Annotated in this window: 16 protein-coding genes; 12 read left to right on the plus strand and 4 right to left on the minus strand. The window is 57.0% G+C overall.

Annotated elements, in window-relative coordinates; all coding sequences use genetic code 11:
- Positions 1–3: 3 nt before the first annotated feature.
- The 3 genes from Q0778_RS08510 (at position 4) to Q0778_RS08520 (ending at position 7377) form a co-directional block, all read left to right on the plus strand.
- Positions 4–1722, plus strand: a complete 1719-nt coding sequence (locus tag Q0778_RS08510; protein WP_298335435.1) for a class I adenylate-forming enzyme family protein — start codon at positions 4–6, stop codon at positions 1720–1722.
- A gap of 33 nt (positions 1723–1755) precedes the next feature.
- Positions 1756–4530 carry a [protein-PII] uridylyltransferase gene (locus tag Q0778_RS08515; protein WP_298335437.1) on the plus strand — a complete coding sequence of 925 codons (2775 nt, stop codon included), beginning with the start codon at positions 1756–1758 and terminating at the stop codon, positions 4528–4530.
- A 126-nt stretch (positions 4531–4656) separates the two neighbouring features.
- Positions 4657–7377: a TonB-dependent receptor gene (locus Q0778_RS08520; protein ID WP_298335439.1), complete on the plus strand. Its 2721-nt coding sequence runs from the start codon at positions 4657–4659 to the stop codon at positions 7375–7377.
- Between the two features lie 62 nt (positions 7378–7439).
- Here Q0778_RS08520 and Q0778_RS08525 read toward each other — a convergent pair whose 3' ends face one another.
- A complete protein-coding gene (locus Q0778_RS08525; protein WP_298335441.1) occupies positions 7440–7895 on the minus strand; it encodes a hypothetical protein in 456 nt (151 codons plus the stop codon).
- On the minus strand, positions 7892–8557 hold the full coding sequence (locus Q0778_RS08530) for a YggS family pyridoxal phosphate-dependent enzyme (RefSeq protein ID WP_298307105.1): 666 nt from the start codon (positions 8555–8557) through the stop codon (positions 7892–7894). Before Q0778_RS08530 ends, Q0778_RS08525 begins: the two co-directional genes overlap by 4 nt.
- Before the next feature lie 23 nt (positions 8558–8580).
- Between Q0778_RS08530 and Q0778_RS08535 the strand changes: the two genes are divergently transcribed.
- From Q0778_RS08535 to Q0778_RS08555, 5 genes are all read left to right on the plus strand, one after another.
- Positions 8581–9117 (plus strand): thiamine phosphate synthase, encoded by a 537-nt coding sequence (locus Q0778_RS08535; protein ID WP_298335443.1) that lies wholly within the window; start codon positions 8581–8583, stop codon positions 9115–9117.
- A 75-nt stretch (positions 9118–9192) separates the two neighbouring features.
- Positions 9193–11598, plus strand: coding sequence for a DNA translocase FtsK (locus Q0778_RS08540; protein ID WP_298335445.1), 2406 nt, complete (start codon positions 9193–9195; stop codon positions 11596–11598).
- Between the two features lie 12 nt (positions 11599–11610).
- Positions 11611–13014 (plus strand): MmgE/PrpD family protein, encoded by a 1404-nt coding sequence (locus Q0778_RS08545; RefSeq protein WP_298335447.1) that lies wholly within the window; start codon positions 11611–11613, stop codon positions 13012–13014.
- 20 nt (positions 13015–13034) lie between these two features.
- Positions 13035–13853, plus strand: a complete 819-nt coding sequence (locus tag Q0778_RS08550) for a nucleotidyltransferase family protein (protein WP_298335449.1) — start codon at positions 13035–13037, stop codon at positions 13851–13853.
- Positions 13854–14029: 176 nt separating this feature from the next.
- Positions 14030–15808 carry a diguanylate cyclase gene (locus Q0778_RS08555; protein ID WP_298335451.1) on the plus strand — a complete coding sequence of 593 codons (1779 nt, stop codon included), beginning with the start codon at positions 14030–14032 and terminating at the stop codon, positions 15806–15808.
- A gap of 23 nt (positions 15809–15831) precedes the next feature.
- Here the strand turns inward: Q0778_RS08555 and Q0778_RS08560 are convergent, their stop codons facing one another.
- Positions 15832–16227 carry an acyl-CoA thioesterase gene (locus Q0778_RS08560; RefSeq protein WP_298307081.1) on the minus strand — a complete coding sequence of 132 codons (396 nt, stop codon included), beginning with the start codon at positions 16225–16227 and terminating at the stop codon, positions 15832–15834.
- A complete protein-coding gene (locus tag Q0778_RS08565) occupies positions 16224–18404 on the minus strand; it encodes a S9 family peptidase (protein ID WP_298335453.1) in 2181 nt (726 codons plus the stop codon). The genes Q0778_RS08560 and Q0778_RS08565 overlap by 4 nt, the downstream gene beginning before the upstream one ends.
- Before the next feature lie 165 nt (positions 18405–18569).
- On the opposite strand from Q0778_RS08565, the gene Q0778_RS08570 reads away from it, so the two are divergent.
- From Q0778_RS08570 to Q0778_RS08585, 4 genes are all read left to right on the plus strand, one after another.
- Entirely contained in the window at positions 18570–20384 is a 1815-nt protein-coding gene (locus Q0778_RS08570; protein ID WP_298335455.1) for an aminopeptidase P family protein, read from the plus strand.
- Between the two features lie 87 nt (positions 20385–20471).
- Positions 20472–20858 carry a VOC family protein gene (locus Q0778_RS08575; RefSeq protein WP_298307072.1) on the plus strand — a complete coding sequence of 129 codons (387 nt, stop codon included), beginning with the start codon at positions 20472–20474 and terminating at the stop codon, positions 20856–20858.
- Positions 20859–20868: 10 nt separating this feature from the next.
- Positions 20869–21264: a cupin gene (locus tag Q0778_RS08580; protein WP_298335457.1), complete on the plus strand. Its 396-nt coding sequence runs from the start codon at positions 20869–20871 to the stop codon at positions 21262–21264.
- Between the two features lie 287 nt (positions 21265–21551).
- Complete coding sequence (locus Q0778_RS08585) at positions 21552–22205, plus strand: EF-hand domain-containing protein (protein ID WP_298335459.1); 654 nt, start codon at positions 21552–21554, stop codon at positions 22203–22205.
- The last annotated feature ends 126 nt before the right edge of the window (positions 22206–22331 follow it).

Below are 22331 nucleotides of genomic sequence, written 5' to 3' on the forward strand. Positions count from 1 at the left end.
CGCATGGCCACCGAGCTGGACAATGCCCTTGAAGCGATCATTGGTGAACTGACCAAGGAAGGTCAGCCGTTTCATACAACTCCATTTGAGCGGGACGGCACTTCTATGCCGAACTTCACCGTCTCTCCGCCGAGCCTCGCGCATTACTTCGCCCACTTCTGCAATGAGCATAAAGACGTGCCATTCATCGTGGATGGCGAATTGCGGCTGACCTTTGGGCAAGCCTATCAGGCGGCCATCTGTGTGACCGAAAGCCTGGTGAACGACCACGGCGTTGAAGTCGGCGATCGGATCGGGATCGCGGCACGCAACTCCGCCAATTGGATGATCGCCTATATGGGCATCGCGATGGCGGGTGGCTGTGTGACTTTGCTCAACGGTTTCTGGTCAGGCGATGAGCTTGCGTATGGCATCCGCCTCGCCGAGTGCAAAATTGTGCTTGCGGACGCAGGCCGCGCAAAACGGCTAGAGGGCACTGATCATTCAGCCAAGCTGGTAATGATGGATCACAACGCCCCACATGAAGGGCTCGCCAATGTCTGGAGAGCACCGGAGAGCTTCGAAACATCCGCGGCGATGGCGATGCTAGGCAAGCTTGGCCCGGATGATCTTGCCACCATCCTCTACACCTCGGGTTCTACCGGCAACTCAAAAGGTGCCTATTCGGACCATCGCGGAGTCGTTGCCGGAGTCATGAACTATGTTGCCCAAAGCGCGATGGCCAAGGTGTTGTTGGAGAGCAGGGGCGAAGATCTCAGCGCACAACCTTGTGCATTGGTGGCCGTTCCCCTTTTCCACGTAACGGGCGCCATTCCACTCTTCCTTCAGTCCTATGCGATTGGACGCAAACTTGTGCTTATGCCCAAATGGGACGCGCTCAACGCGATCAAGCTGATGGATGCTGAGAAGGTCACTTATTTCGTTGGCGTTCCGCTGATGAGTTATGAAATCGCCATGCACTCTGACCTAAAGGACTACGACCTTTCGGCGTGTAAGAGCTTTGCAGCAGGCGGCGCGCCTCGTCCGGTTGAACACGTCACGCGCATTAAAGAAGCCTTCCCGGGCGGTTTCCCGCTATTGGGATATGGCCTTACCGAAACCAACGCAGTGGGCTGCGGCAACTTTAACGAGAACTACATCGCCAAGCCCGGCTCTACCGGACGGGCATCGCAGCCCATGGTGGAAGTTGCGATCCTTGATGATGACGGCAACCATGTTGCGCAGGGCGATGTGGCAGAGGTTTGCATTCGATCGATCGCGAATTTCAGAGGCTATTGGCGCAATGAGGAGGCAACCACAGAAGCCTTCACAGATGATCAATTCTTCCGCACGGGCGATCTTGGCTATCTCGACGAAGACGACTATCTCTACATCGTCGATCGCAAGAAAGACATTATCATCCGCGGCGGTGAGAACATCAGCTGTATCGAAGTCGAAGACGCCGTTTACGCGCACAGCGAAGTGGCGGAATGCTCGGTCTTTGGCCTGCCCGATGATCGTATGGGCGAAGTCCCTGCGGCGGTTTTCAATGTAAAGGAAGGTCGCGATGCAATGACTGCGGGTCAGCTTCGCGCATTTCTGCTTGAGCATATTGCACCCTTCAAGGTCCCACTCGAAGAACATATCTTCGTCGTCAATGACCCACTCCCACGCCTTGGAACGCAGAAGATCGACAAGAAGACTCTGCGCGCAGAATACACAGAGCAGCTCACCGCTGCTTAACGTTCGCAGTTTTTGCGATCGGCAGGGGATGCTATGACTCAAAGAAGAACTCAAAGTCACCGCGTCCCCCGCCAGCGTGCGATCATTGATCGTCGAAGACTCACGAGTGTGGTCAACCGACGTGTTGATGAAAATGGCGAGGCCGCCCGTCCGCACGTATTAGTCGAACTCAAGGCCGCTTTAGAAAGAGGGCACGCTGAACTCGAACAGCGACTCAAAGACAAACCGTCGGCGGGTCACGAAATCACGCTAGGCTATTCCTTTCTAACGGATCAGCTCATTCGCGTAATCTATGACTATGTGATTGAGCATGTCTTCCCCGTCGCCAATCGCACCACAGCTGAGCGGCTCGCTGTGCTTGCTGTCGGAGGCTATGGCCGCGCCGAGATGGCACCACAGTCCGATGTGGACATTGCCTTCATCACCCCGATGAAACGCTCGCCCTGGTGCGAGCAGGTGATCGAAGCGATGCTGTATCTGCTTTGGGATCTGGGCCTCAAGGTAGGCCATTCCAGCCGTACCATTGGCGATACAATGCGCATGGCGAAAGAGGATCTTACGATCCGTACCGCGCTCTTGGAATCACGTCTGATCTGGGGTGACGCGCCATTGTACGAGGAACTGCGCCAGCGATTTTGGGCCGAAGTTGTACGCGGCAATGAGCAGCAGTTTCACAGCGCGAAGCTCGAAGAACGCAATGCCCGTCACAAACGCATGGGTGACAGCCGCTATGTGGTGGAGCCCAATGTCAAAGAAGGCAAAGGCGGGCTGCGAGATCTCCAAACGCTCTATTGGATCGGCAAATTCATGCATCGCGTCGAGACCGCAGCTGATCTGGTCGATGTGGGCCTCTTCTCCAAGAACGAGTACCGCAGCTTTCGTCGTGCCGAAGGGTTTCTACTTGCCGTCAGATGCCACATGCACTCGATTACGGGGCGGGCTGAAGACAGATTGACTTTCGACCTGCAGCGACAGGTTGCAGAAGCCATGAATTTCGCCGACCGCCCCGGCAAGAGCGCGGTCGAGCGCTTCATGCAATACTATTTCTTGCAAGCGAAACGCGTGGGCAACCTCACGGGCGTGTTCCTGTCGCAATTGGATGCCAAGCTGGCCAGGAAACGGGTTGGCAGTGGCTTTTTCGCAGGTTGGTCGTCCAAACCTCGCAAACTCAAAGGATACTGCATCGAAGCAGGCAGGATCAGCGCACCTGGCGATACTTGGTTTGCCGACGATCCGGTGCGCTTGATTGAGATATTCCAGATCGCAGAGGCCGAAGGCGTAGAGGTGCATCCTGCGACAATGCGACAGGCGAACCGAGACGCGAGACTAATAGATAGGGCGATCAAATCCAGCCCGCGCGCCAATGCACTTTTCCTCGATTTGTTGGGTGGACGGCGGGATCCTGAGAGCGCTCTTCGCTGGATGAATGAAGCTGGGGTATTTGGCCGCTTTGTTCCCGACTTTGGCCGAGTGAATGCTCAGATGCAGTTCGACATGTATCACCACTACACCGTCGACGAACACACTATCAGGGCCATCGGACTCCTTAACCAGATTGAGCGTGGACTTCTTGAAGCTGATCACCCTCGGGCCACTCGCCAGATCCATAAAATTTCTTCGCGACGAGCACTTTATGTTGCGGTGCTGCTCCACGATATTGGCAAGGGTCGTGGCGGCGATCATTCGGTGATCGGCGCGGAAATAGCTCATAAGCTGTGCCCGCGTTTCGGCCTAGATGAAAAAGAGACCAAGCTTGTTGCGTGGTTGATCTTGCAGCATCTGCTCATGAGCTCGACCGCGCAGAAACGCGATCTCACCGATCCCAAAACAATCGAGGACTTTGTCACCGAGGTGAAGTCGGTGGAGCGCCTTCGCAATCTGGCGATTCTCACCGCAGTCGATATCCGTGCGGTTGGGCCTGGCACGTGGAACAGCTGGAAAGGACAGCTCTTGGGCGAGCTATATGATGCAGCTCAGGAGCGTCTGCGCCTTGGCCACAAGCGCACCGGCCGCGCTCAGCGTGTTGCCGCACGCAAGGGGGCAGTCAGCGAGATTTTGGGCGAGAAAGCCTATCTTACCGAGCAAGTCGGTGACCTTTTGGCAGATGCTTATTGGATTGCAGAGCCCGAAGATATCATCGCCAAAAACCTTATCCAATATGAAGAGGCAAGAAGGATTGAGGAGCATCTTTCGATCCATTGCGAGGTCGATGAAGAGCGTGGTGCTACTCTAGTCAGCGTCATCGCGGGGGATCACCCCGGCCTTTTCTATCGCATCGCAGGCGGCATACACTTGGCCGGCGCAAACATCATCGATGCGCGCATCCATACGGCGATGAACGGCTATGCCATCGACAATTTTCTGGTGCAGGACTCCCATAACGGACCGTTCCGAGAGGCAAGTCAGATTGCAAGGCTTGAGAAAGCCATTCGCGACGCGCTGCTTGCGCAGGTTGAATTGGTGCCAAAACTTGCCGCGCGGCCACTTCCCCATTCGCGGGCCAAAGCCTTTGCCGTCGCACCAACGGTCAACTTTGATAACAAAGCCTCGAACCACTTCACCGTTATTGAGGTCACGGCCCGCGATAGACCGGCTCTGCTCAACCGGCTTGCTCACGCGCTCTACCGATGCAATTTGATTGTCCAATCGGCGCATGTCACCGCCTACGGAGCGAGTGCGGCAGACACATTCTATGTGACTGACCTTACCAGAAGCAAAGTCACCCAGCCCGAGCGATTGGCCGAGATCGAGGCTGTGTTGCTCGAAGCTGCGAGCGATGAACGTCAGCTGGAATTGGAGCGCGCTTAGTGGCGCATTTGTCGCTCTTCGAAGTATTTTGTCGCCTGCAGGATATTTTTCGTCGGTGATGGGTTTGGAAAAACAGCAGTTTCGTATAATGGGTTTCATTGAGAGAACCTAATTTAGGGAGAGAGAATGATGCGTTCCTTCACTTCGCTTCGCGCGTTGGCACTTTTGGGTGCCGGCATGATATTGGCCCCGCAGGCGGCTTCCGCTCAGGACAATGAGGCAGACACCTCAGCTTCTGAAGGCGAAGGCAACGCCATCCTTGTGACGGGCTCGCGCATTCGTCGCCAGTCTCAGGCGGACCTTGCGTCGCCTCTTGCGACCCTAGGTAGCGAAAACATCTCTGACATCGGTGCGCAGAATATTGGTGAGATCACCCAGACGCTTACCATCAACAGCGGCGCGCAGAACAACCCAGACGCATTCACCCAGGGCGGCACTACGGGTACGTCCAACATCAACCTGCGCGGTCTTGGTGTTGCCTCGACCCTGATCCTTTTGAATGGAAAGCGTCAAACGCTATCGGCCGCCCCCACCAATGACGGCATCAACTTTGTTGACACGTCTTCGCTAATCCCTCTGATCGCAGTCGACCGGGTTGAGATCCTCAAGGACGGCGCGTCTTCCCTTTATGGTTCTGATGCAGTTGCAGGCGTTGTAAACTTCATCACCCGGGAAAACTACGAAGGATTCACCGTATCCGGCGAGTACACGACGCACACCAGCGAAGGCGATTACTCCGAATATAACCTTCAAGCACTCGGCGGGATCAACATTGGCGATCTCAACTTGCTGGCTGCCGTCAGTTATGTCGACCGAACGGCACTCACCACTGCAGAGCGTCGCCTCTCGGAACCGGCAGACGATACTTCGTCCCTTGGTAATCCCGGCTCATTCTTCGGTGTTCCCGGCTTCCCGGCGGGCGCACCTGTAATCGATCCCGGCTGCGCTGATGCAGGCGGCTTCCCCAATGTGCTCTCAGCAACTCCGGCGGGCGTTCCTGATGTCGGCTTCTGCGGCTTTGACTTTGGTGAGTTTTTCAATCTCGTGCCCGATGAAGAGCGCCTCACCATCTTCGTCTCCGCAGATCTGGATATCTCTGACTCTGTGCGTTGGAGCGCGGAAGTGGGATATGCGGATAACGAGGCAACTCGTGGAAACTCGCCGACCTTCCCGTTCTTGCAATTAGGACAAGCGGTTGTTCCCGACTTCAACCCGAACAACCCGTTTGGCGCCAACGTCGTGTTCTTCGGCCGTGCGATCGGGAATGGCGGCGACGTTTCGCCCGCGACGTTCGAATCCGAGACCTTCCGCGTCTCAAGCACGCTCGAAGGGGACTTTGACGGTCTTCTCCAAAACGGTCTTTGGAATATCAGCGCGACGTACGCTGAAAACAACTTTGATTCGGCTACCGAAGACACTGTGACTGATCGCTTCGCTTGCGCGCTACGAGGTTTCAACGCGAGCCCAGCCTTCAACGCCGCAACAGGCCTCGATTGCACCGCTGCCAATCCGTTCCTGACAGCGAATGGTGCGTCCATTCCCACTGATGGGACCTTCTTCAATCCGTTCTCAAGTGCTCTGCTCGGTGGCGCTGCCAACAGCGCGGCTTTGCTCGATTACATCACTGAGTTTGCGGTCTCTGACCGCGGGGCTGAACTGTTCGTAGTCGAAGGATTTGTGTCTGGCGAACTGTTTGAATTACCATCGGGTCCGGTTGGTATTGCGGTCGGTGCTCAGTATCGTGAGCAGCAAATTTCTGCAGACTTCGATTCGATCTCAGTCGGTGACGGCTTTGCCTTCCTTATTGGTGAGCAACCGTTTGCAGGGACGCAGGATGTCTACGCGATCTTCGGTGAAGCCAATGTCCCTCTGGCGGAATGGGCTGACCTTCAGCTTGCGCTTCGTTTTGAAGACTATGGTGCCGATGGTGGAGACACACTTGATCCCAAATTCGCATTGCTTGTGCGTCCGACAGACACTCTGTCACTTCGTGGATCATTCTCAACATCGTTCCGCGCGCCTTCGACTTTCCAGTTGCAAGGTCAGTCGACCACGCTTCAGCAGGTTTCTGACCCCCTCAATGGCGGGGCTAACGCCTTTGTCGCGGTCCGTGCAGTAGGCAACGCCGCTCTTACGCCTGAGACATCAGATGCCTTCAACTTCGGCTTCACATATGAACCCATCTTTGGGCTCGAAATCAGCGCGGATTATTACAACTTCGAATTTGACGATGCGATCGTGCAAACCGCACCACAGTCCATCGTCGATGCCGATCCAGATGGTCCTAACGTCATTCGCAGCCCGGCTGGCACCATCATTCAGGTCAACAACTCCTATGTGAACGCTGCAAGCGTTGAGACATCAGGTATCGACTTCTCGATCCGCTACCGGATTGAAGCGGACTTTGGTACGATCACGCCTAGCTTCGAGGGCAACTACGTCTTCGACTACGACCTTCAGACCGCAATAGATGGACCGGTGATCAACGGTGCTGGCAATCGTAACTTCACCAATTTCGGTTCGCCAACGCCAGAGCTGCGCTTCAATGCTGGCCTCCAGTTTGAAACCGGGGCGCATGCGTTCAACATCTTTGGCCGCTTCATCGACAGCTATGACGATGATCAGAATGGTGGCGCTAACATCGAAAGCGACTTCCGTGTCGACGCGCAATATTCGATCGACGTCGCTGACTTCCTTGAGCTCGACAACCAGGTCCAGCTTACCGCTGGCGTGCGCAACCTCTTCGGTGTGACCGCACCAAGTGTTGCGACCAATGGCGGCTTCGACAGCCGGGTCCACGATCCGCGCGGCACGCTTGTGACCGTTGGCCTTGTGGCTGGCTTCTAAGCGAGAGCTATCTGACACCAAGAAAGGGCGCCTCTGGAAACGGAGGCGCCCTTTTTGTCGGTTTACGTCTCTCTCGCCAGCAAGAGGAGTGCGACCTGGTCGTGATCGTAGCCCAAAAAGCCCCACTCAACCGCACCGCCCGCAATCGGGTTCCAAAGCCCATCAAAGCGGTTTGAGACCAGAGTTAGATTGGCCAAGTCGAATAGGCTGAAAAAAGCCTTTGCACAGTCACGCGCTTGCTCGATCGGCAACCAGGCATGGCTTGGATTTGCGAGGTCGTGAGTGAGCGCATTTACTAGCTCTCCGATACCGGACCGTCGCTCACCTTCAGGTGCACCAGCGTCCAAAAGCTCCCAATTGAACCCAATTGGCTTCATCCCTTGGCCCGTCACAAATCCATCGGCGATTTGGCAGTGATTACCGGTGTGCTCACGGCGCGGACCATGTGAAAAATGCACCAAGGCACCTTTCTCGAGAGTATCACGCCATTGCGAAATAAACTCCTCGGCCTGGTTCATGACCCCCGCGCACCGAATAGAGCAGTCCCCACCCGCACATGGGTAGAGCCCAATTGAACGGCGGTTTCATAGTCCCCGCTCATTCCCATCGATAGGCCTTCTGCACCGTTATCCTGAGCAAGCTTCGCCAGCAACGCGAAGAATGGGGCTGGCTCAATGCCAGAGGGGGGTAGGCACATCAGGCCTGCTAACGGTATATTTGCCTCTCGAACTTTGGCCAAGAACGCGGGAACTTCAGCAATCGGGCAGCCACCCTTTTGCTCTTCATCGCCAATATTGACCTGCACAAAGCAAGGCACCCGGCGACCCGCCTTGTCCATCGCCTTGGCAAGCGCTTTCAAAAGGCTTGGCCGGTCGAGAGAATGTATGACATCGAAAAGCTCGACGGCTTCCTCTGCTTTATTGGATTGGAGTTGTCCGATGAGGTGCAGCTCGACGTCGGGATGCGCCTCGAGCAATTGAAACCATTTGCCTTGCGCCTCCTGCACCCGATTCTCACCAAAGACGCGGTGGCCCGCTTCCAGCAGCGGAATGATCCGCTCGGCGGGATGGGTCTTGCTCACCGCAATGAGCTTCACATCCTCGGGTTCACGCCGCGCGGGTTTGCACATGCGTGCGATGTTCGATTGGACTTCCGCAAGTTTATCGGCTGCACTTTCCATGCGCGCGGCGCTATAGCGACATTGTGCAAAACTCAATCTCCCTTCCCAAAATTTGGCTGATCTCAGATGCTCGCAATGACAGCGTGCTGGAAAAAGCTCTGGCCGAATTGCCGCGCGGAAGTGGCTTTATCTATCGCCACTCCCATTTGGGTGACCCCGAGCGGTGGGAACGATTTCGCGCGCTACGCTGTGTCGCTAGGGCCTATGAGCACAAAGTGGTCATCTCCGACAGTGCCATCACCGCCAAAGAATGGGGCGCGGACGGAGTCTATGGGGCCCCGCGCAGCCTTTGGCCCCGGCGTGCGGGACTTTTGCACCTGGCGACAGCCCACAATCTGGCCGAACTGGGTTTGGCGAACAGGTTTGGGGTGGACGCTGTGCTGCTTTCCCCGGTCTTCTCCACGCGATCCCACCCCGAGGGCAAAACGCTTGGGGCGGCACGCTTCAGGCTGCTCGCGCGACACTCTCGCACACCTGTTATCGCGCTGGGCGGGATGAATGCACAGCGTGCACACGCCCTTGGTTGGCCTTGCTGGGCAGCAATCGATGGCCTCAGCTAACCGCTCTTTGCTTGACCAGAGTCCGCCGAGGATTCATGATGTGTTCTCATACACCTCCAATCTAGGAAGCGCCCCATGGCGACCAGAGCAGTGAACACCCGCAAGCCCCCTACCGCAGATTGGCGCGTCGGCCTTCGCCGTAGCATTCGTCGTGCCGCGCAAATGACGGGTGCTGGCGTACTTGTGCTCGCCACGGTTTTCTTGGGGCTTGCGCTTGCTAGCTATACCCAAACCGACCCTAGCCCATCGACGGCAGCTGACCCTACTCAGGTAAGCAATTGGATGGGTGTTTGGGGCGCATGGGCATCGGATCGCGTACTGTTTGCCTTTGGCATCCCCGGCGTACTGTTGCTGCCGCTGCTTTACATCTCAGCGCGAAGGCTTTGGCGTTCGGTGGAACTGGATACTGAGGAAGGTGAACGGACACGCTGGTGGTTTCCGACGGGCCTTTTGCTCATCGCGATGGTCCTTTTGGGGACTGTCCTGTCATTGGCTTTCGACACCAGCACCGGATCGCTGCCCGCGCAACTCGGCGGCGTATCCGGCCTTTTAGGTGCGACCAGCATCGAAGCGGCCGCTGCGCGCTTCGGAGAGGGAGCATCAGGATGGATCACCCTTGCCGCAGCTCTCATCTGCCTTGCAGGGGGCACCACATTACTCACGCGCGTCTTTGCGATTGATTGGCGCGTGCTTCTGACCCTCCCCAATTTCGTGCGCAATTCCAGCATCGGCGGAGCCATTCTGTCGCGATTGCCGTTCGTAGGCTCAAAAGAGTCTGCGCTTGCCTTTGTAGATGAGGGCGACGAAGCCGCCGCTCCGGCCGCCAAAGCACGCCGCAAGAGCAAAGCGCAGGTCGAAAACAAGGAAGAGCCAACCCCACGGCGTTCGCCTGAGATTTCCGATCCATCAGCGCCGCCGAAGCGCGCCAATCCGGCGACAAAAAAGAACCAGCGCGATATGTTCGCGGCTTTCGAATTGCCGAGTTTGGACCTCCTTGGCGATCCACCGGAGGACACTGCGCCCAAGCTCGATAAGCTTGCGTTGGAACGCAATGCACGCCTGCTTGAAAACGTGCTCGACGATTTCAATGTCAAAGGTGAGATCACTGCGGTGCGCACTGGTCCGGTCGTCACCATGTATGAGTTGGAACCGGCGCCGGGGATCAAGGCAAGCCGCGTCGTAGGTCTCGCAGAAGACATCGCGCGCAATATGAGCGCAATCTCAGCCCGCGTTTCCCCTATTCCTGGCAAGACCGTAATGGGGATCGAGCTGCCCAATAAGGACCGCCAGATGGTCGCCTTGAAAGAGCTCGCCGCCTGTGCAGACTTTGCCGAGAGCAAAGGCGCGCTACCGATCATTTTGGGCAAGGATATCGCGGGCGAACCGATCGTCGCAGACCTTGCCGCCATGCCTCACCTCTTGGTCGCAGGGACCACCGGTTCAGGTAAGTCGGTCGGACTAAACTGCATCCTGATGTCGCTCCTCTACCGCTTTACGCCGGAAGAGTGCCGCCTGATCCTGATCGATCCCAAGGTGCTTGAGCTGAAGACCTATGACGATATTCCGCACCTCTTGAGCCCAGTGGTGACCGAACCGCACAAGTCAGTGCGCGCATTGAAATGGGCGGTGGAAGAGATGGAACGGCGTTACCGCATGATGAGCTCCATCAATTCGAGGAACCTCAGCGGCTTTAACGAAAAGGTCCGCAGCGCGATTGCCAAGGGCAAGCCGCTGGGCAGGCGCGTACAGACGGGCTTTGACCCGGATACGGGCGAGCAGCTGTATGAAGAAGAACAGCTCGATTATGCGCCGCTGCCCCAGATCGTGCTGATCGTCGATGAGCTTGCCGATTTGATGGTGACCGTGGGCAAGGAAATCGAAATCCTCATCCAGCGCCTGTCGCAAAAATCACGGGCGGCGGGTATTCACTTGATCATGGCAACGCAGCGTCCATCGGTCGACGTGATCACCGGCGTGATCAAAGCAAACTTGCCCACCAGGATCAGCTTTAAAGTCACCAGCCGGATCGACAGCCGCACCATTTTGGGTGAGCAAGGGTCTGAGCAGCTGCTGGGGAAAGGCGATATGCTCTACAAACCCAACACCGGCGCGACCGTTCGTGTCCACGGCCCGTTTGTCAGCGATGACGAGGTCGAAGCGGTGGCTGATTTCTGGCGAGCCCAAGGCGCGCCGGAGTATGTCGATGCCGTCACCGAAGAGCCCGAGGACGGCGGCGGCCTGAACTTTGAGGATGATCTCACCGCATCCGACAATCCAGAAGAGCGCAAGTATCGCCAAGCCTGCCAGATCGTGATCGAAAACCAGAAAGCCTCCGGCTCGTGGCTCCAGCGTCAGATGGGTGTGGGCTACAACACAGCCGCTAAATGGATTGAACGCATGGAGAGCGAGGGACTGGTTGGCCCGGCCAACCATGTCGGGCGGCGTGAGATTTTCCGCGACCAGGACGGCAATCCGATCTAAGAGGTTTCGGATATGCCCGATTCCGTTACGTCATCCGCGCTTGAAGCATATGCAACGTGGGTTGCTGAAAGCCCTCGTGTTTGGCCTGAAGAGGCAATGCACGTCGCTCGCCGCTCGCTGATTGACACAATTGCCTGCATGGTACCGGGCGCTTTCGATAGCGCGCCAAGCAAGCTTTGGCCGGTGGTGCAAACATGGGGTAGAGGAAGCGCTAGAGCCGTCGCACGCAGAGATTGCCTGTCTGCTCCAGGTGCTGCTCTCTTCAATGGGACCTGCGCTCACGCACTCGACTTTGATGACAATTTTGATCCGGCAAAGGCACACGCTTCGGCGGTGCTGGTTCCTGCCCTGCTGGCGCTTGCGGACGATGAGGACGCAAACATTGGCGATGTGCTCGATGGGTACATTGTCGGCCTGCAAATCATGGGCCTTGTGGGTCAGGCGGTAAACCCGTTCCACCGCAGTCGGGGGTGGCACGCAACGGGAACGCTAGGCGCAATAGGAGCGGCGGCAGGTAGTGCGCGGCTCTTGCGATTGCCCAGTGCAGAGGCTGCGCATGCTATCTCGCTTTCAACCAGCGTCGCGGGTGGCTTCATGAGCCAGTTCGGCTCTGACACCAAACCTATCCATGCAGGGCTCGCTGCGAGTGGCGGGGTGCAGGCTGCACTTATGGCGAGGGGCGGCATTACAGCCGGCCGCGACACGTTTGAGGGGCCAACCGGGTTACGCGTTCTTATGGTGGGGCCAGACGTGGATGAGCTTGCCGAAGGGATGGAGGGCAAGGCGGAGCATGGTCAAACTATGCTCTTCAACACTTCTTCGATCGGAGAACCGCTTCATGTCACCGCCCACGGCCTAAAGGTCAAACGCTTCCCCAATTGCGGGAGCTTGCACCGCTCGCTCGATGGATTGTTGGCACTGCTCGATGAGTATGACGTCGACACCGCAGCGGTTGAACGCGTTCATGTGCGCGCTCCAGCCGCCCATTTGCGCAATCTGATGCACGAAAACCCTCGGACACCAGCTGAAGCCAAATTCAGTCTGGAATACAGCATGGCAGCGGCGCTCCTTGCCGGCGAGATTGGCCTTGGCGATTACGAACCAGACGCCATTCATCGGCCAGAGGTGCGGGCATTGATGCCACTGATTACGAAGGATTATATCGAGAAGCTCGAAAGCGAGTTTCCAACTGAAGTCCATTTACACTTCAAGGATGGCCGCACAGTCTCAACCTCGATTGCCATGCCAGTCGGAAGTAAGGCGCACCCCATGTCGGATGAGCAATTGTGGCAGAAGCTCAAAACCTGTCTTGCGGCTGCGGGCGAGTTCTCAAGCAGCGAAACTCTTCTTGCCGAGCTCGCAGACCTTGACCCATCCAAGCCCAGCCGCCAGTTGACGGCAGCGCTCCAAACATAAAACCAAGCAGCAGGAACTCCATGGCTTCCCAATCGACCTCCGCAAAAGTGACCGTTTTGGTGCTCGCCGCGAGCCGGGCTGGGCCGCAGGATGCGGTCGCCCAGCTGCAAAGTGTCAGCCACAAATGTCTGGTTGAGATTGATGGCGAAGTGATGCTTCAGCGCGTGGTGCGGGAAATCGCCGAGAGCGATCATGCTGGCGATATCTACGTCTCGATTGAGAGCGAAGATCTGATGCGCGGAGTGCCTTTTCTCGCAGACATGATGGATGGAGGGCGTCTCAAATTCGTGGCTGCAGGCGAAAACCTGTTTGCGAGCATTGAGCAAGCGGCAAACACCATTCCCGATGCCTATCCCATGGTGGTCTCAACTGGCGATAATGCGCTCCACACGTCGGAAATGTTCGACCACTTCTGCTCAAAAACACTGGCAAGCGGAGCTGAGGTTGCCGTGGCAATGACCCCGGCGTCCACCATTCTTGAAGCTTATCCCGACGGTAAACGCGCTTTTCACGAGCTTAAAGACGGGGGCTGGTCAAGCTGCAACCTTTACGCCGTCACATCACCTGCCGCGATCCGCGCCGCCAAGGTGTTTGAGACCGGCGGACAATTCGGCAAGCAACCTCGGCGCATCCTCAAGGCTTTCGGCTTACGGTTCATGCTGATGTACAAATTCAGTCTCGCCACGATTGACGGAATGGCGAACTATCTCGCCAAACGCTGGAACGTCAGTGTCAAAGTTGTGCGAATGCCCTTTGCTGATGCACCGATTGATGTCGACAATCCAGGCGACTTCACCCGCACTGAAGCCATTCTGAAGAAGCGTCGGGAAACCGTCTGATTCCTGCGATTTACTTTCGCCAGTGCTGCCAATACATCTTTCATCCATGCATCATTAGGTGCGGCCCAGCCGCGCCGTGCCTCAAATTCGGTAACTCTATTATTCTCACAACTCCCTTCATTTTGAAGCGGTTATACTTAAGCGAGTGGTAACGACTTGTCCGCTACACAGTGCAGATGCACTGGGGACGTCTTTCCATACTGCTTGCAATTGCTTCCGCTATTCTGGCCTTTGCAACGCCACCAGCCCTGGCCGCGGCGGGTCAGGATCGTCCTGCCAGCATTGCGCCTTCGGGCCATGCAGCAACAGGATTGGATGTGTCGTTCGAGGAGATGGCTCGGCCTCTTGGTCCCGGGGCGGGTGGCCCATTGGATCAAAGCTCTTCATGGCGTTGTGACAATCAATTCTGGCGCGCCGACTATCCCGCCTCCTGGATCCTGTTCGATGCTGCGAGTTGGGAAGGCCAGAGCCCTCCGCGCTTTTTCTTCAGCCGCATCGCCCAGTTCAACGCCATCACCTTTGCGACTGTCGACGCAGACGGGAGCATTCGCACTGCTCGCTTTGCGCAAAGTAAGGCACGCGCCTTCGCAGCTGGCCCAGTATTCCAACTGCCCTTACCGCGCGTCACCTCGGAAACGCAGGCGCTGATGGTGCGCGTAGAGCGAGCCCATATTGTACCCTTGCTCACCGAAGCGCGGCTTACACAGGAAAGTGACGCGGCGGATTGGTCGGAGCTCGAAGTGGCTTTCCTCGCCTTCGTTGTCGGCATGCTCGTCCTGCCGCTGATTATCGACATCACATTCTATGCGGTCCTGCGTGAGCGATACGTCATATTTCACGCGATCATCGTGACTGCGATGATTGGCTTCGTCCTTTTCGCAGGGGGTCTCATTTCGCTTATTGTGGCATTGCCAGTTGGCTTGTTGGCGGTCGCGGCACCGCTTTGTTGGACAACAGGGTGCGGCTTTACCGCGCTCTTTCTTGCGGAGTTTCTGGAAAAGAAAAGGCAGTCGCTTCTTATGCAGCAGCTTACCCGGGCAGCAGGCATTTGGACGTTGTTCGTTCCTGCTTTCTTCGCTCTACAACTGGAAGCGACGCAATCCTTTGATATTCACGCCTATTACGTGACCGTGGTACCTGTTGTTGCCTTCATAACTTTCGCAACGTTTCGGGCAACCTGGAGAGGCAGCGTGTTGGCCCGCTATATCGCGATTGGCTGGACCGCGATCACGCTTGCATCGGTTGAACGCATGATGCGCGGTATCGGCCTGTACATCGGTCCATCCAACCTGGATCAGCTGCTTTACCTTGCTGCCGGTGTTCACGTTGTCATGATGAGCCTTGCTATCGCTCAGCGCTTTGTCGCGATCCGGTCGCAACGTGATGTAGCCTTGCGTGAGGCGCGTGTGCTTGAAACGCTTTCCGAACGTGATCCGCTTACCGGCCTTATGAATCGCCGCGTTATGGAAGAGCGTTTTGCTGCCTTACGCCAACAGGGATTTGACACTTTCGCTGTGATCGACCTTGACCATTTCAAGCAGATCAATGACCGCTTTGGCCATCAGGTCGGCGACCAGGCTCTGATCGCCTGTGCCAATGCGATCCGCGGCGACGAGGAGCGCGATCTGCTCGCGGTCAGGCTGGGGGGTGAAGAATTTGTCATGCTTTTGCGAGGGCCTGACGCCTACGATCGCGCTGAGGCTCTACGCCAGTCGATCCCAATGCGAATTGCCCATGAAGTCGAGGGTTTGAATCAGCCCGTTACTGCCAGCATGGGCCTTATTGAGTTGCCGCGTTCCAGCCATCATATTCTGAGCTTTGCCGAGCTGTATTCGCGCGCCGACCAACTGCTTTACAACGCAAAATCCTTGGGGCGGAATCGAACCTGCTTTGAACGTCTGACTGTGTTCAAAAAGGCGCCACCAAAGCGTGGTCAGACCAAGACCGCAGCCTGAGTCAGCTTTCAGGCCTGGAGCCGCTAGTCGCGAAAGGGCGCGAGCACTTCCGGGCGCACGCGGGCAAGCCTGCCGCTTTCCCGATCGAGCATCGCCCATGTGGTGCAGGCTGAAACAAGCGATTTGCCTTCTTCGTTGACAAACTCAGCCATGCGCAGCGTCTTCGCGCCTTTAGCGCCATCAGCCACATAAGTGGTTCCAACCGCGCTTTCGCCCGCTGCAATATTGGCGCGATAGTCAATCTCGTGCCGGATCACGACCCAGAAGAACTGCTCTTGATGCTGAGGATCGGCGGCCGCAGACCAGTGCGAGGTCGCCAAGTCCTGAATCCACTGCACCCAGACCGAATTGTTGACATGGCCAAGCTCGTCGATGTGGAGGGGCTCGGCTGTGAAAGTCTTGGTAAAGCGGGTGATCACTCCGCTTCCTCGACCATCTCCATTTGCCACAGGATAAAGGCGAATTCCTCGGCGGTTTCTTTCAGGGAATTCCAGCGCCCCGACTGGCCACCGTGCCCTGCGCCCATATTGGTTTTGAGGAGCAGCAGATTGTCGTCCGTCTTCACATCGCGCAATTTGGCGACCCATTTGGCGGGCTCCCAATAGGTGACTCGTGGATCATTCAATCCCGCCGTAACCAACATTGGTGGGTAGTCCTGCGCGGTGACTTGATCATATGGCGAATAGGAGAGGATGTAGGCAAAAGACGCCTTGCTGGTGATTGGATTACCCCATTCCTGCCATTCGCCCGGCGTCAGCGGGAGCTTATCGTTGAGCATGGTGTTGAGCACATCGACAAAGGGCACGTGACTCACAATCGCGCCATATTGCGTGGGGTCTTCATTGATGATCGCCCCCATCAACTCGCCGCCTGCTGAACCACCGGATGCTGTCACCATCCCTTCATCGGTGTATCCGCGCTCGATAAGGCCGCGCCCTGCATCGACGAAATCGTTGAAGGTGTTGGTGCGCTCAAACATCTTGCCCTGGAGATACCAGCGGCGGCCAAGGTCATCCCCGCCACGGATATGCGCAATCGCATAGGCAAAACCACGATCCACTAGGCTGAGCCGCGTAGTCGAAAAGCCCGGAGGCACGGCATAGCCATAAGCACCATAGGCATAGAGGTGCAGGGGCCCCGGCCCCTCAATCCCGGATTTGGCGAGGATTTCCGCGCGGTCCTTTCGCATCACAATGCTGACCGGAACCATGGTCCCATCGCGCGCTTCAATTTCGACACGCTCTGAAGTGTAGAGCGAGGGGTCATATCCGCTCGGGATTTCCTGCGTCTTCAGCGTCGTGAGCGTCTTACCCGCCACGTCATAGTCATAGACCGTATCGGGCGTTACCATGCTCTCATAGGAGAGGCGCAGCACGGTTTGATCGTACTCGGGGTTATAGGTCAGCCCAGCGTCATAGCTCGCTTCAGGAAAGGCGACCGGCTCTACTGTCAGCGGTTCATCGTAACGGCGGATTTGCACTTGATCGAGGCCATTGAGTCGCCCTTCGGTGACAAAGAACGTCTCGAACAGGTCAAAACCGGTGAGATAGAAATCATTGGAACCAGCAATAACGGTTTGCCAATCACCAGGCGTTTTGATCGAAGCCTTGGCGAGGCGGAAGTTGATGTGATCATCATTGGTCCAGATCCAGATCTCATCACTATCGGTAGGGTCCTTGCGCACATCAACGCTATATTCGACGCCCTTTTGGCGTGGTTTGATGAGGATCGGTTCCGCAGTCGGATCGCTCGCCGGGACCAGCCGCACCTCGCTGGTTTCATTGTCACCTGCTGCAATTATCAGCCAATCGTCTTGGGCGGAAAGCCCTGCGCCAACGCTAAAGCTCTGATCGTCTTCAAGATAAAGCGTTACGTCGCTGTCATTGGGCTGACCGATTGTATGCAGCTTGATCTCAAGGGATCGCCATTCCTCGGTCGAAGGGGTGTACACCAGCGCCGTGTCATTCGCGACCCAGGTGAGGCCACCGCGAAGGCCGGTGAGTTCGTCATTGAGCAGTTCGCCGGTCTCCAAATCCTTGATCCGTGCGGTGTAGCGTTCTGACCCATTGGTATCGGTTGAATAGGCGATATAGCGCCCGCTCTTGCTGACCGTCAGAGCGCCCAAGCGAAAGTATTCTAAACCCTTTGCAAGCTCATTTTCGTCAAGCACAAGTTGGGCCTCAACATTGTCAGCCGCACCGACAGGTTTGCGATAATGCTTGCGATACTGCGCACCCTCTTCGAATTCGGACCAGTACATGTAGTTGCCGTTGCGCTGAGGCACGGTTGAGTCGTCCTCTTTGATCCGCGCACGCATTTCCTTAAAGAGGCTTTCAGTCAACGCCTCCTGTGGTGCCATCTTCGCCTCGAAATAGGCGTTCTCCGCCTTCACATAATCGAGCACGTCCTTGTCGTCGATTTCAGGGTAAGACTTGTCATAAAGCCAATCATACGGGTCGCTGATCGTGATGCCGTGATGGGTGTAGGTGTGCTCGCGCTTTTCAGCGATTGGGGGGGCGATATTGGCACTGTCTAACACGTGTGCGTTGTCCTCTTGTGTATTCGCGGAAGCGGCGCTGGCTGTGAGTGCTGCCATGCAAGCAGCGCATGTAAGAATAGTCGATCGCAATTGCGACATGCTAAATTCTCCTTGGTATCCGAAAGCCTGCGCTGGAAAGCTTGAGGGCATGGGTCTATGTGGTGAGCTTGTAAAGAGAGACATCGGCGCGGCAAGTCCCCGCGCGAATAAGGAGCCGACAAAATGCTAATGCAAACCCACGAAGCGCGATTAAAGGCTCTGCGCGAAGAACTGAAACGTCGAGGTTTACACGGTTTCGTGATACCGATCTCGGATGAGCATATGAGCGAATATGTCGGCGACTATGCGCAGCGCCTTCACTGGCTGACCGGCTTTGGTGGGTCTGCCGGATTTGCGGCGGTCACGCTCACTCACGCAGCGATCTTTGTCGATGGCCGCTACACGGTTCAAGTCCGCGATCAGGTGGATGAGAAACTCTTCGAGTATCGCTCGATACCGGGTGACACCCTCGGCGCGTGGCTCAAAGAGGTGAACGAAGAGGGCGCGAAGATTGCCTATGATCCGTGGCTTCACACCTGGGACTGGGTCGAGGCGCTGGAAAAACAGGTTGGGCCTGCCGGGATCACCATGGCACCCGCTGACAGCAATCCTTTAGATGCTGTGTGGTCAGATCAACCTGCGCCTTCGGCCGCAGAGGCATTCGTCCATGAAGAGGAACTCGCCGGGCAATCTTCGGCTGAAAAGCGTGCCGAGATCGCCGATTGGCTGACTGACAACGGGCTTGATGCGGTGGTCGTGCCTGCCCTCGATTCCATAGCTTGGCTCCTCAACATTCGCGGGAAGGATGTGGATCACACGCCAGTCGCGCTCTCCTATGTGATCGTCCATTCCGATGCGACGGCAGAGCTGTTCATCGCGCCAGAGAAGGTGACGCCTGAGCTCACCAAGCATCTGGGCAATGCAGTAACGGTACGAGACCGCGGCGCTTTCACGGGTGGGCTTGGCGAGTTCTCTGACAAAAAGGTCAGCATCGATCCCAATTACGGCGTGGTTGGGATTGCCCAAGCGCTCAGAGCAGGCGGTGCAAATTTCTCCTTCCGCCAAGACCCCACAATCCTGTCAAAAGCGAAGAAGAACCCTGCCGAGGTTCAAGGTCACAAGGACGCGCAAGCGCGCGACGGCGCTGCAGTGAGCCGTTTTCTGCGCTGGCTCGAAGTCACGGCGCCTGCCGGTGAGATCGACGAGCTAGCAGCCGCTGCCAAGCTTCTGGAATTCCGCCGCGAGCATGGTGACCTGCGCGACACGTCATTCGACACGATTTCGGCGGCCGCGGGGCATGCAGCCCTCCCGCATTATAAAGTCGATGAGGAGAGCAATATTCTCATTCCGCCGGCCTCAATCTATCTGGTCGATTCGGGTGGGCAATACCCGGCTGGAACCACTGACATCACCCGAACCGTGTGGATCGACACGCCTGATGGCAGCGCCCCGACGGCGGAGATGAAGGACCGCTTCACTCGCGTCCTCAAGGGCCATATCCAGATCGACCAAGCGATCTTCCCGCAAGGAACCTGCGGCGGTCAGATTGACGCGCTCGCGCGCCAGTACCTTTGGGAAGCAGGCGTCGATTATGCGCACGGCACAGGCCACGGTGTCGGCAGTTTCCTTGCCGTTCACGAAGGCCCCCAACGCATCGCCAAGCCCACTGGTGGTCAGGCCGGTACAAGCGCCGAACTGCACGCCGGCATGATTCTTTCCAACGAGCCTGGCTATTACAAGCCAGACGCGTTCGGCATTCGGATTGAGAACCTTGTGCTGACAGTTGAGAAGACAATTGAGGGCGCGGAAGGCCGCTATCTTGGCTTTGATTGCCTTACATGGGTGCCAATTGACCGCCGCCTGATAGAGAAAAGCCTTCTTACACCCCGCGAGATTGCGTGGCTCAATGATTACCACGCGAAGGTGCGCGCGCTTCTTGTACCGCAGCTTGAAGATGAGGATCGCGCATGGGTGGAACGCGAGACTAAACCGCTCTGAACCTATTTGCACAGATCCATTTGTTCTACTAATGTTCTCTTTAATCCGAGTCGCAAAGGGGCGACTCGCAGTTGACGGAGAACAATCATGATCGGTTATGTAACTCTGGGTACCAATGACTTGCCGCGCGCGGCCGCCTTCTATGACAAAGTCGCAGGCGCTATGGGCTATGGCCGGATGATGGAAGAGGGCGAGTTTATCGCCTGGGGCAGCTTCGAAGATGGTACTGCAGGTATTGCAGCGACCAAGCCTTTCGATGGCGAAACAGCCAGCGTTGGCAATGGCACAATGGTCGCGCTTATGGTCGATAGTCCTGAGAAAGTGAAAGCCGTTTACGATGTCGCCATGGCCAATGGAGCAAGCGATGAAGGTGAACCTGGCCCACGTGGAGATGACGGATTCTACGCGGGCTATTTCCGGGACATGGACGGCAACAAGCTCAACGTCTTTTGCATGACGCCTCCTTCATCATGAGGGGGGCATCATGAGCGCGGCTAAGCTCAGCGACACTTTCTTGCATCTGGGGCTCGGCGCAACCGCCGTGCCCCAACCGCCATTCAATGGTATGGAATGGTACGCAGGGTACGGGGCGCGTCATGGCAGCGATGGTGCAGAGGGACGGCTGGTTTCTCAGCATACCTTTACTGAGAGCTGGGAGAGCTGGGAAATGCACCCCAAGGGTGAGGAAGTCGTAATCTGCATCGACGGCCATATGGTCCTCACTCAGGAGTTTCCTGACGGCAAGCGCAAGACCACCGCGCTTGACGTAGGCGAATTTGCGATCAATCCGCGCGGCGTGTGGCATATTGCCGATGTCGAAGAGAGCGCCACCGCCATTTTCATCACCGCCGGGGAAGGCACCGAGCACCGACCACGCTAAGGGTCAGACCAACGGCGAGCGTCTCGCCCAAACTTGCCCACAAATGAACATCGCACGCCACCTGATACAAAGTGCGACACTTTAGCTGTATTCCGGGATAATCCTGCGACACGGCCGCCCTAGAAGGGCAATCGTGAGTTGCGGTGAGGACGCGAAAAGCAGGCCCTCAACCCTTTGTACCCCCAATGACCCTCTGGGTCGGCCTGCTCTTTATTGTCTTGGCATCGAGTCAAGGTGCCTTGTCGCAGCTCACTCGAAAACAATAAGACCTTCGAAAGGAGCGCCCAATGCGCAAACTAACCCTCTCTTTGACAGCCGCCGCTTTGGCACTGGGCGGCACAGGCCTCGCACTCGCTCAAGCCGCTGGCTCTGGCGATCGCAGCTTGGAGCGTATCGACACCAATGGTGACGGTCTCATCACTCTGGCTGAAGCGCAAGCTGATGCCGACGAACGCTTCGCGCGACTGGATGCCAATGGTGATGGAGAATTAAGCCGCGATGACCGGGGAGCACTAGCACGGGCTCGCTTTGCTGAAGCGGATCGCAATGGAGATGGCGAAGTAACCCCTGCAGAAATGACCGCCGCGCGTCAGACCCGCGCCGCAGAGCGGCAGGCTCGCATGTTTGAACGGCTCGACACCGATGGCAGTGGCGGCCTCAGCCAGACTGAAATGCTCGCCGGCCGCGAAGCACGCGCTGAACGGCGGGCAGAGCGCGGTGAAATGCGCCGTGGTGGTGGCCGACGCGGAGACCGCACCATGCGGATGCTCCGCCGCGCCGACACCGATGGCGACGGACGCGTGAGCAAAGCTGAATTCGATGCCCGCGTGGAAGCGCGCTTTGCCCGCTTCGACTCCGATGGATCAGGAACGGTAACCGCCGAAGAACGTGAGGCCGCCCGCGCTAAGAGGCAAGAGCGTCAAGGCCGTCGCTTCCAGTAAGCCATCAAGACTGATTGGCAGGCACGGGAATGCTTACCCCCTCCCTGGTCTCTCGTGCTCTTGCCAATAGATCGGCCCGGTGTTGCAACCAACTCTCCAAAAGGTTGCACGCCGGGCCGACACCCC

Source organism: uncultured Erythrobacter sp. (assembly GCF_947502395.1).
Lineage (GTDB): Bacteria > Pseudomonadota > Alphaproteobacteria > Sphingomonadales > Sphingomonadaceae > Erythrobacter.

What these genes read in the sequence shown, in the direction of transcription:
- Q0778_RS08510 (WP_298335435.1), top strand. Translation starts at nt 4, where the DNA reads ATGGCCACCGAGCTGGACAATGCCCTTGAAGCGATCATTGGTGAACTG.
- Q0778_RS08520 (WP_298335439.1), top strand. Translation starts at nt 4,657, where the DNA reads ATGATGCGTTCCTTCACTTCGCTTCGCGCGTTGGCACTTTTGGGTGCC.
- Q0778_RS08525 (WP_298335441.1), bottom strand. Translation starts at nt 7,895, where the DNA reads ATGAACCAGGCCGAGGAGTTTATTTCGCAATGGCGTGATACTCTCGAG.
- Q0778_RS08530 (WP_298307105.1), bottom strand. Translation starts at nt 8,557, where the DNA reads ATGGAAAGTGCAGCCGATAAACTTGCGGAAGTCCAATCGAACATCGCA.
- Q0778_RS08550 (WP_298335449.1), top strand. Translation starts at nt 13,035, where the DNA reads ATGGCTTCCCAATCGACCTCCGCAAAAGTGACCGTTTTGGTGCTCGCC.
- Q0778_RS08540 (WP_298335445.1), top strand. Translation starts at nt 9,193, where the DNA reads ATGGCGACCAGAGCAGTGAACACCCGCAAGCCCCCTACCGCAGATTGG.
- Q0778_RS08580 (WP_298335457.1), top strand. Translation starts at nt 20,869, where the DNA reads ATGAGCGCGGCTAAGCTCAGCGACACTTTCTTGCATCTGGGGCTCGGC.
- Q0778_RS08545 (WP_298335447.1), top strand. Translation starts at nt 11,611, where the DNA reads ATGCCCGATTCCGTTACGTCATCCGCGCTTGAAGCATATGCAACGTGG.
- Q0778_RS08585 (WP_298335459.1), top strand. Translation starts at nt 21,552, where the DNA reads ATGCGCAAACTAACCCTCTCTTTGACAGCCGCCGCTTTGGCACTGGGC.
- Q0778_RS08565 (WP_298335453.1), bottom strand. Translation starts at nt 18,404, where the DNA reads ATGGCAGCACTCACAGCCAGCGCCGCTTCCGCGAATACACAAGAGGAC.
- Q0778_RS08570 (WP_298335455.1), top strand. Translation starts at nt 18,570, where the DNA reads ATGCTAATGCAAACCCACGAAGCGCGATTAAAGGCTCTGCGCGAAGAA.
- Q0778_RS08575 (WP_298307072.1), top strand. Translation starts at nt 20,472, where the DNA reads ATGATCGGTTATGTAACTCTGGGTACCAATGACTTGCCGCGCGCGGCC.
- Q0778_RS08515 (WP_298335437.1), top strand. Translation starts at nt 1,756, where the DNA reads ATGACTCAAAGAAGAACTCAAAGTCACCGCGTCCCCCGCCAGCGTGCG.
- Q0778_RS08555 (WP_298335451.1), top strand. Translation starts at nt 14,030, where the DNA reads ATGCACTGGGGACGTCTTTCCATACTGCTTGCAATTGCTTCCGCTATT.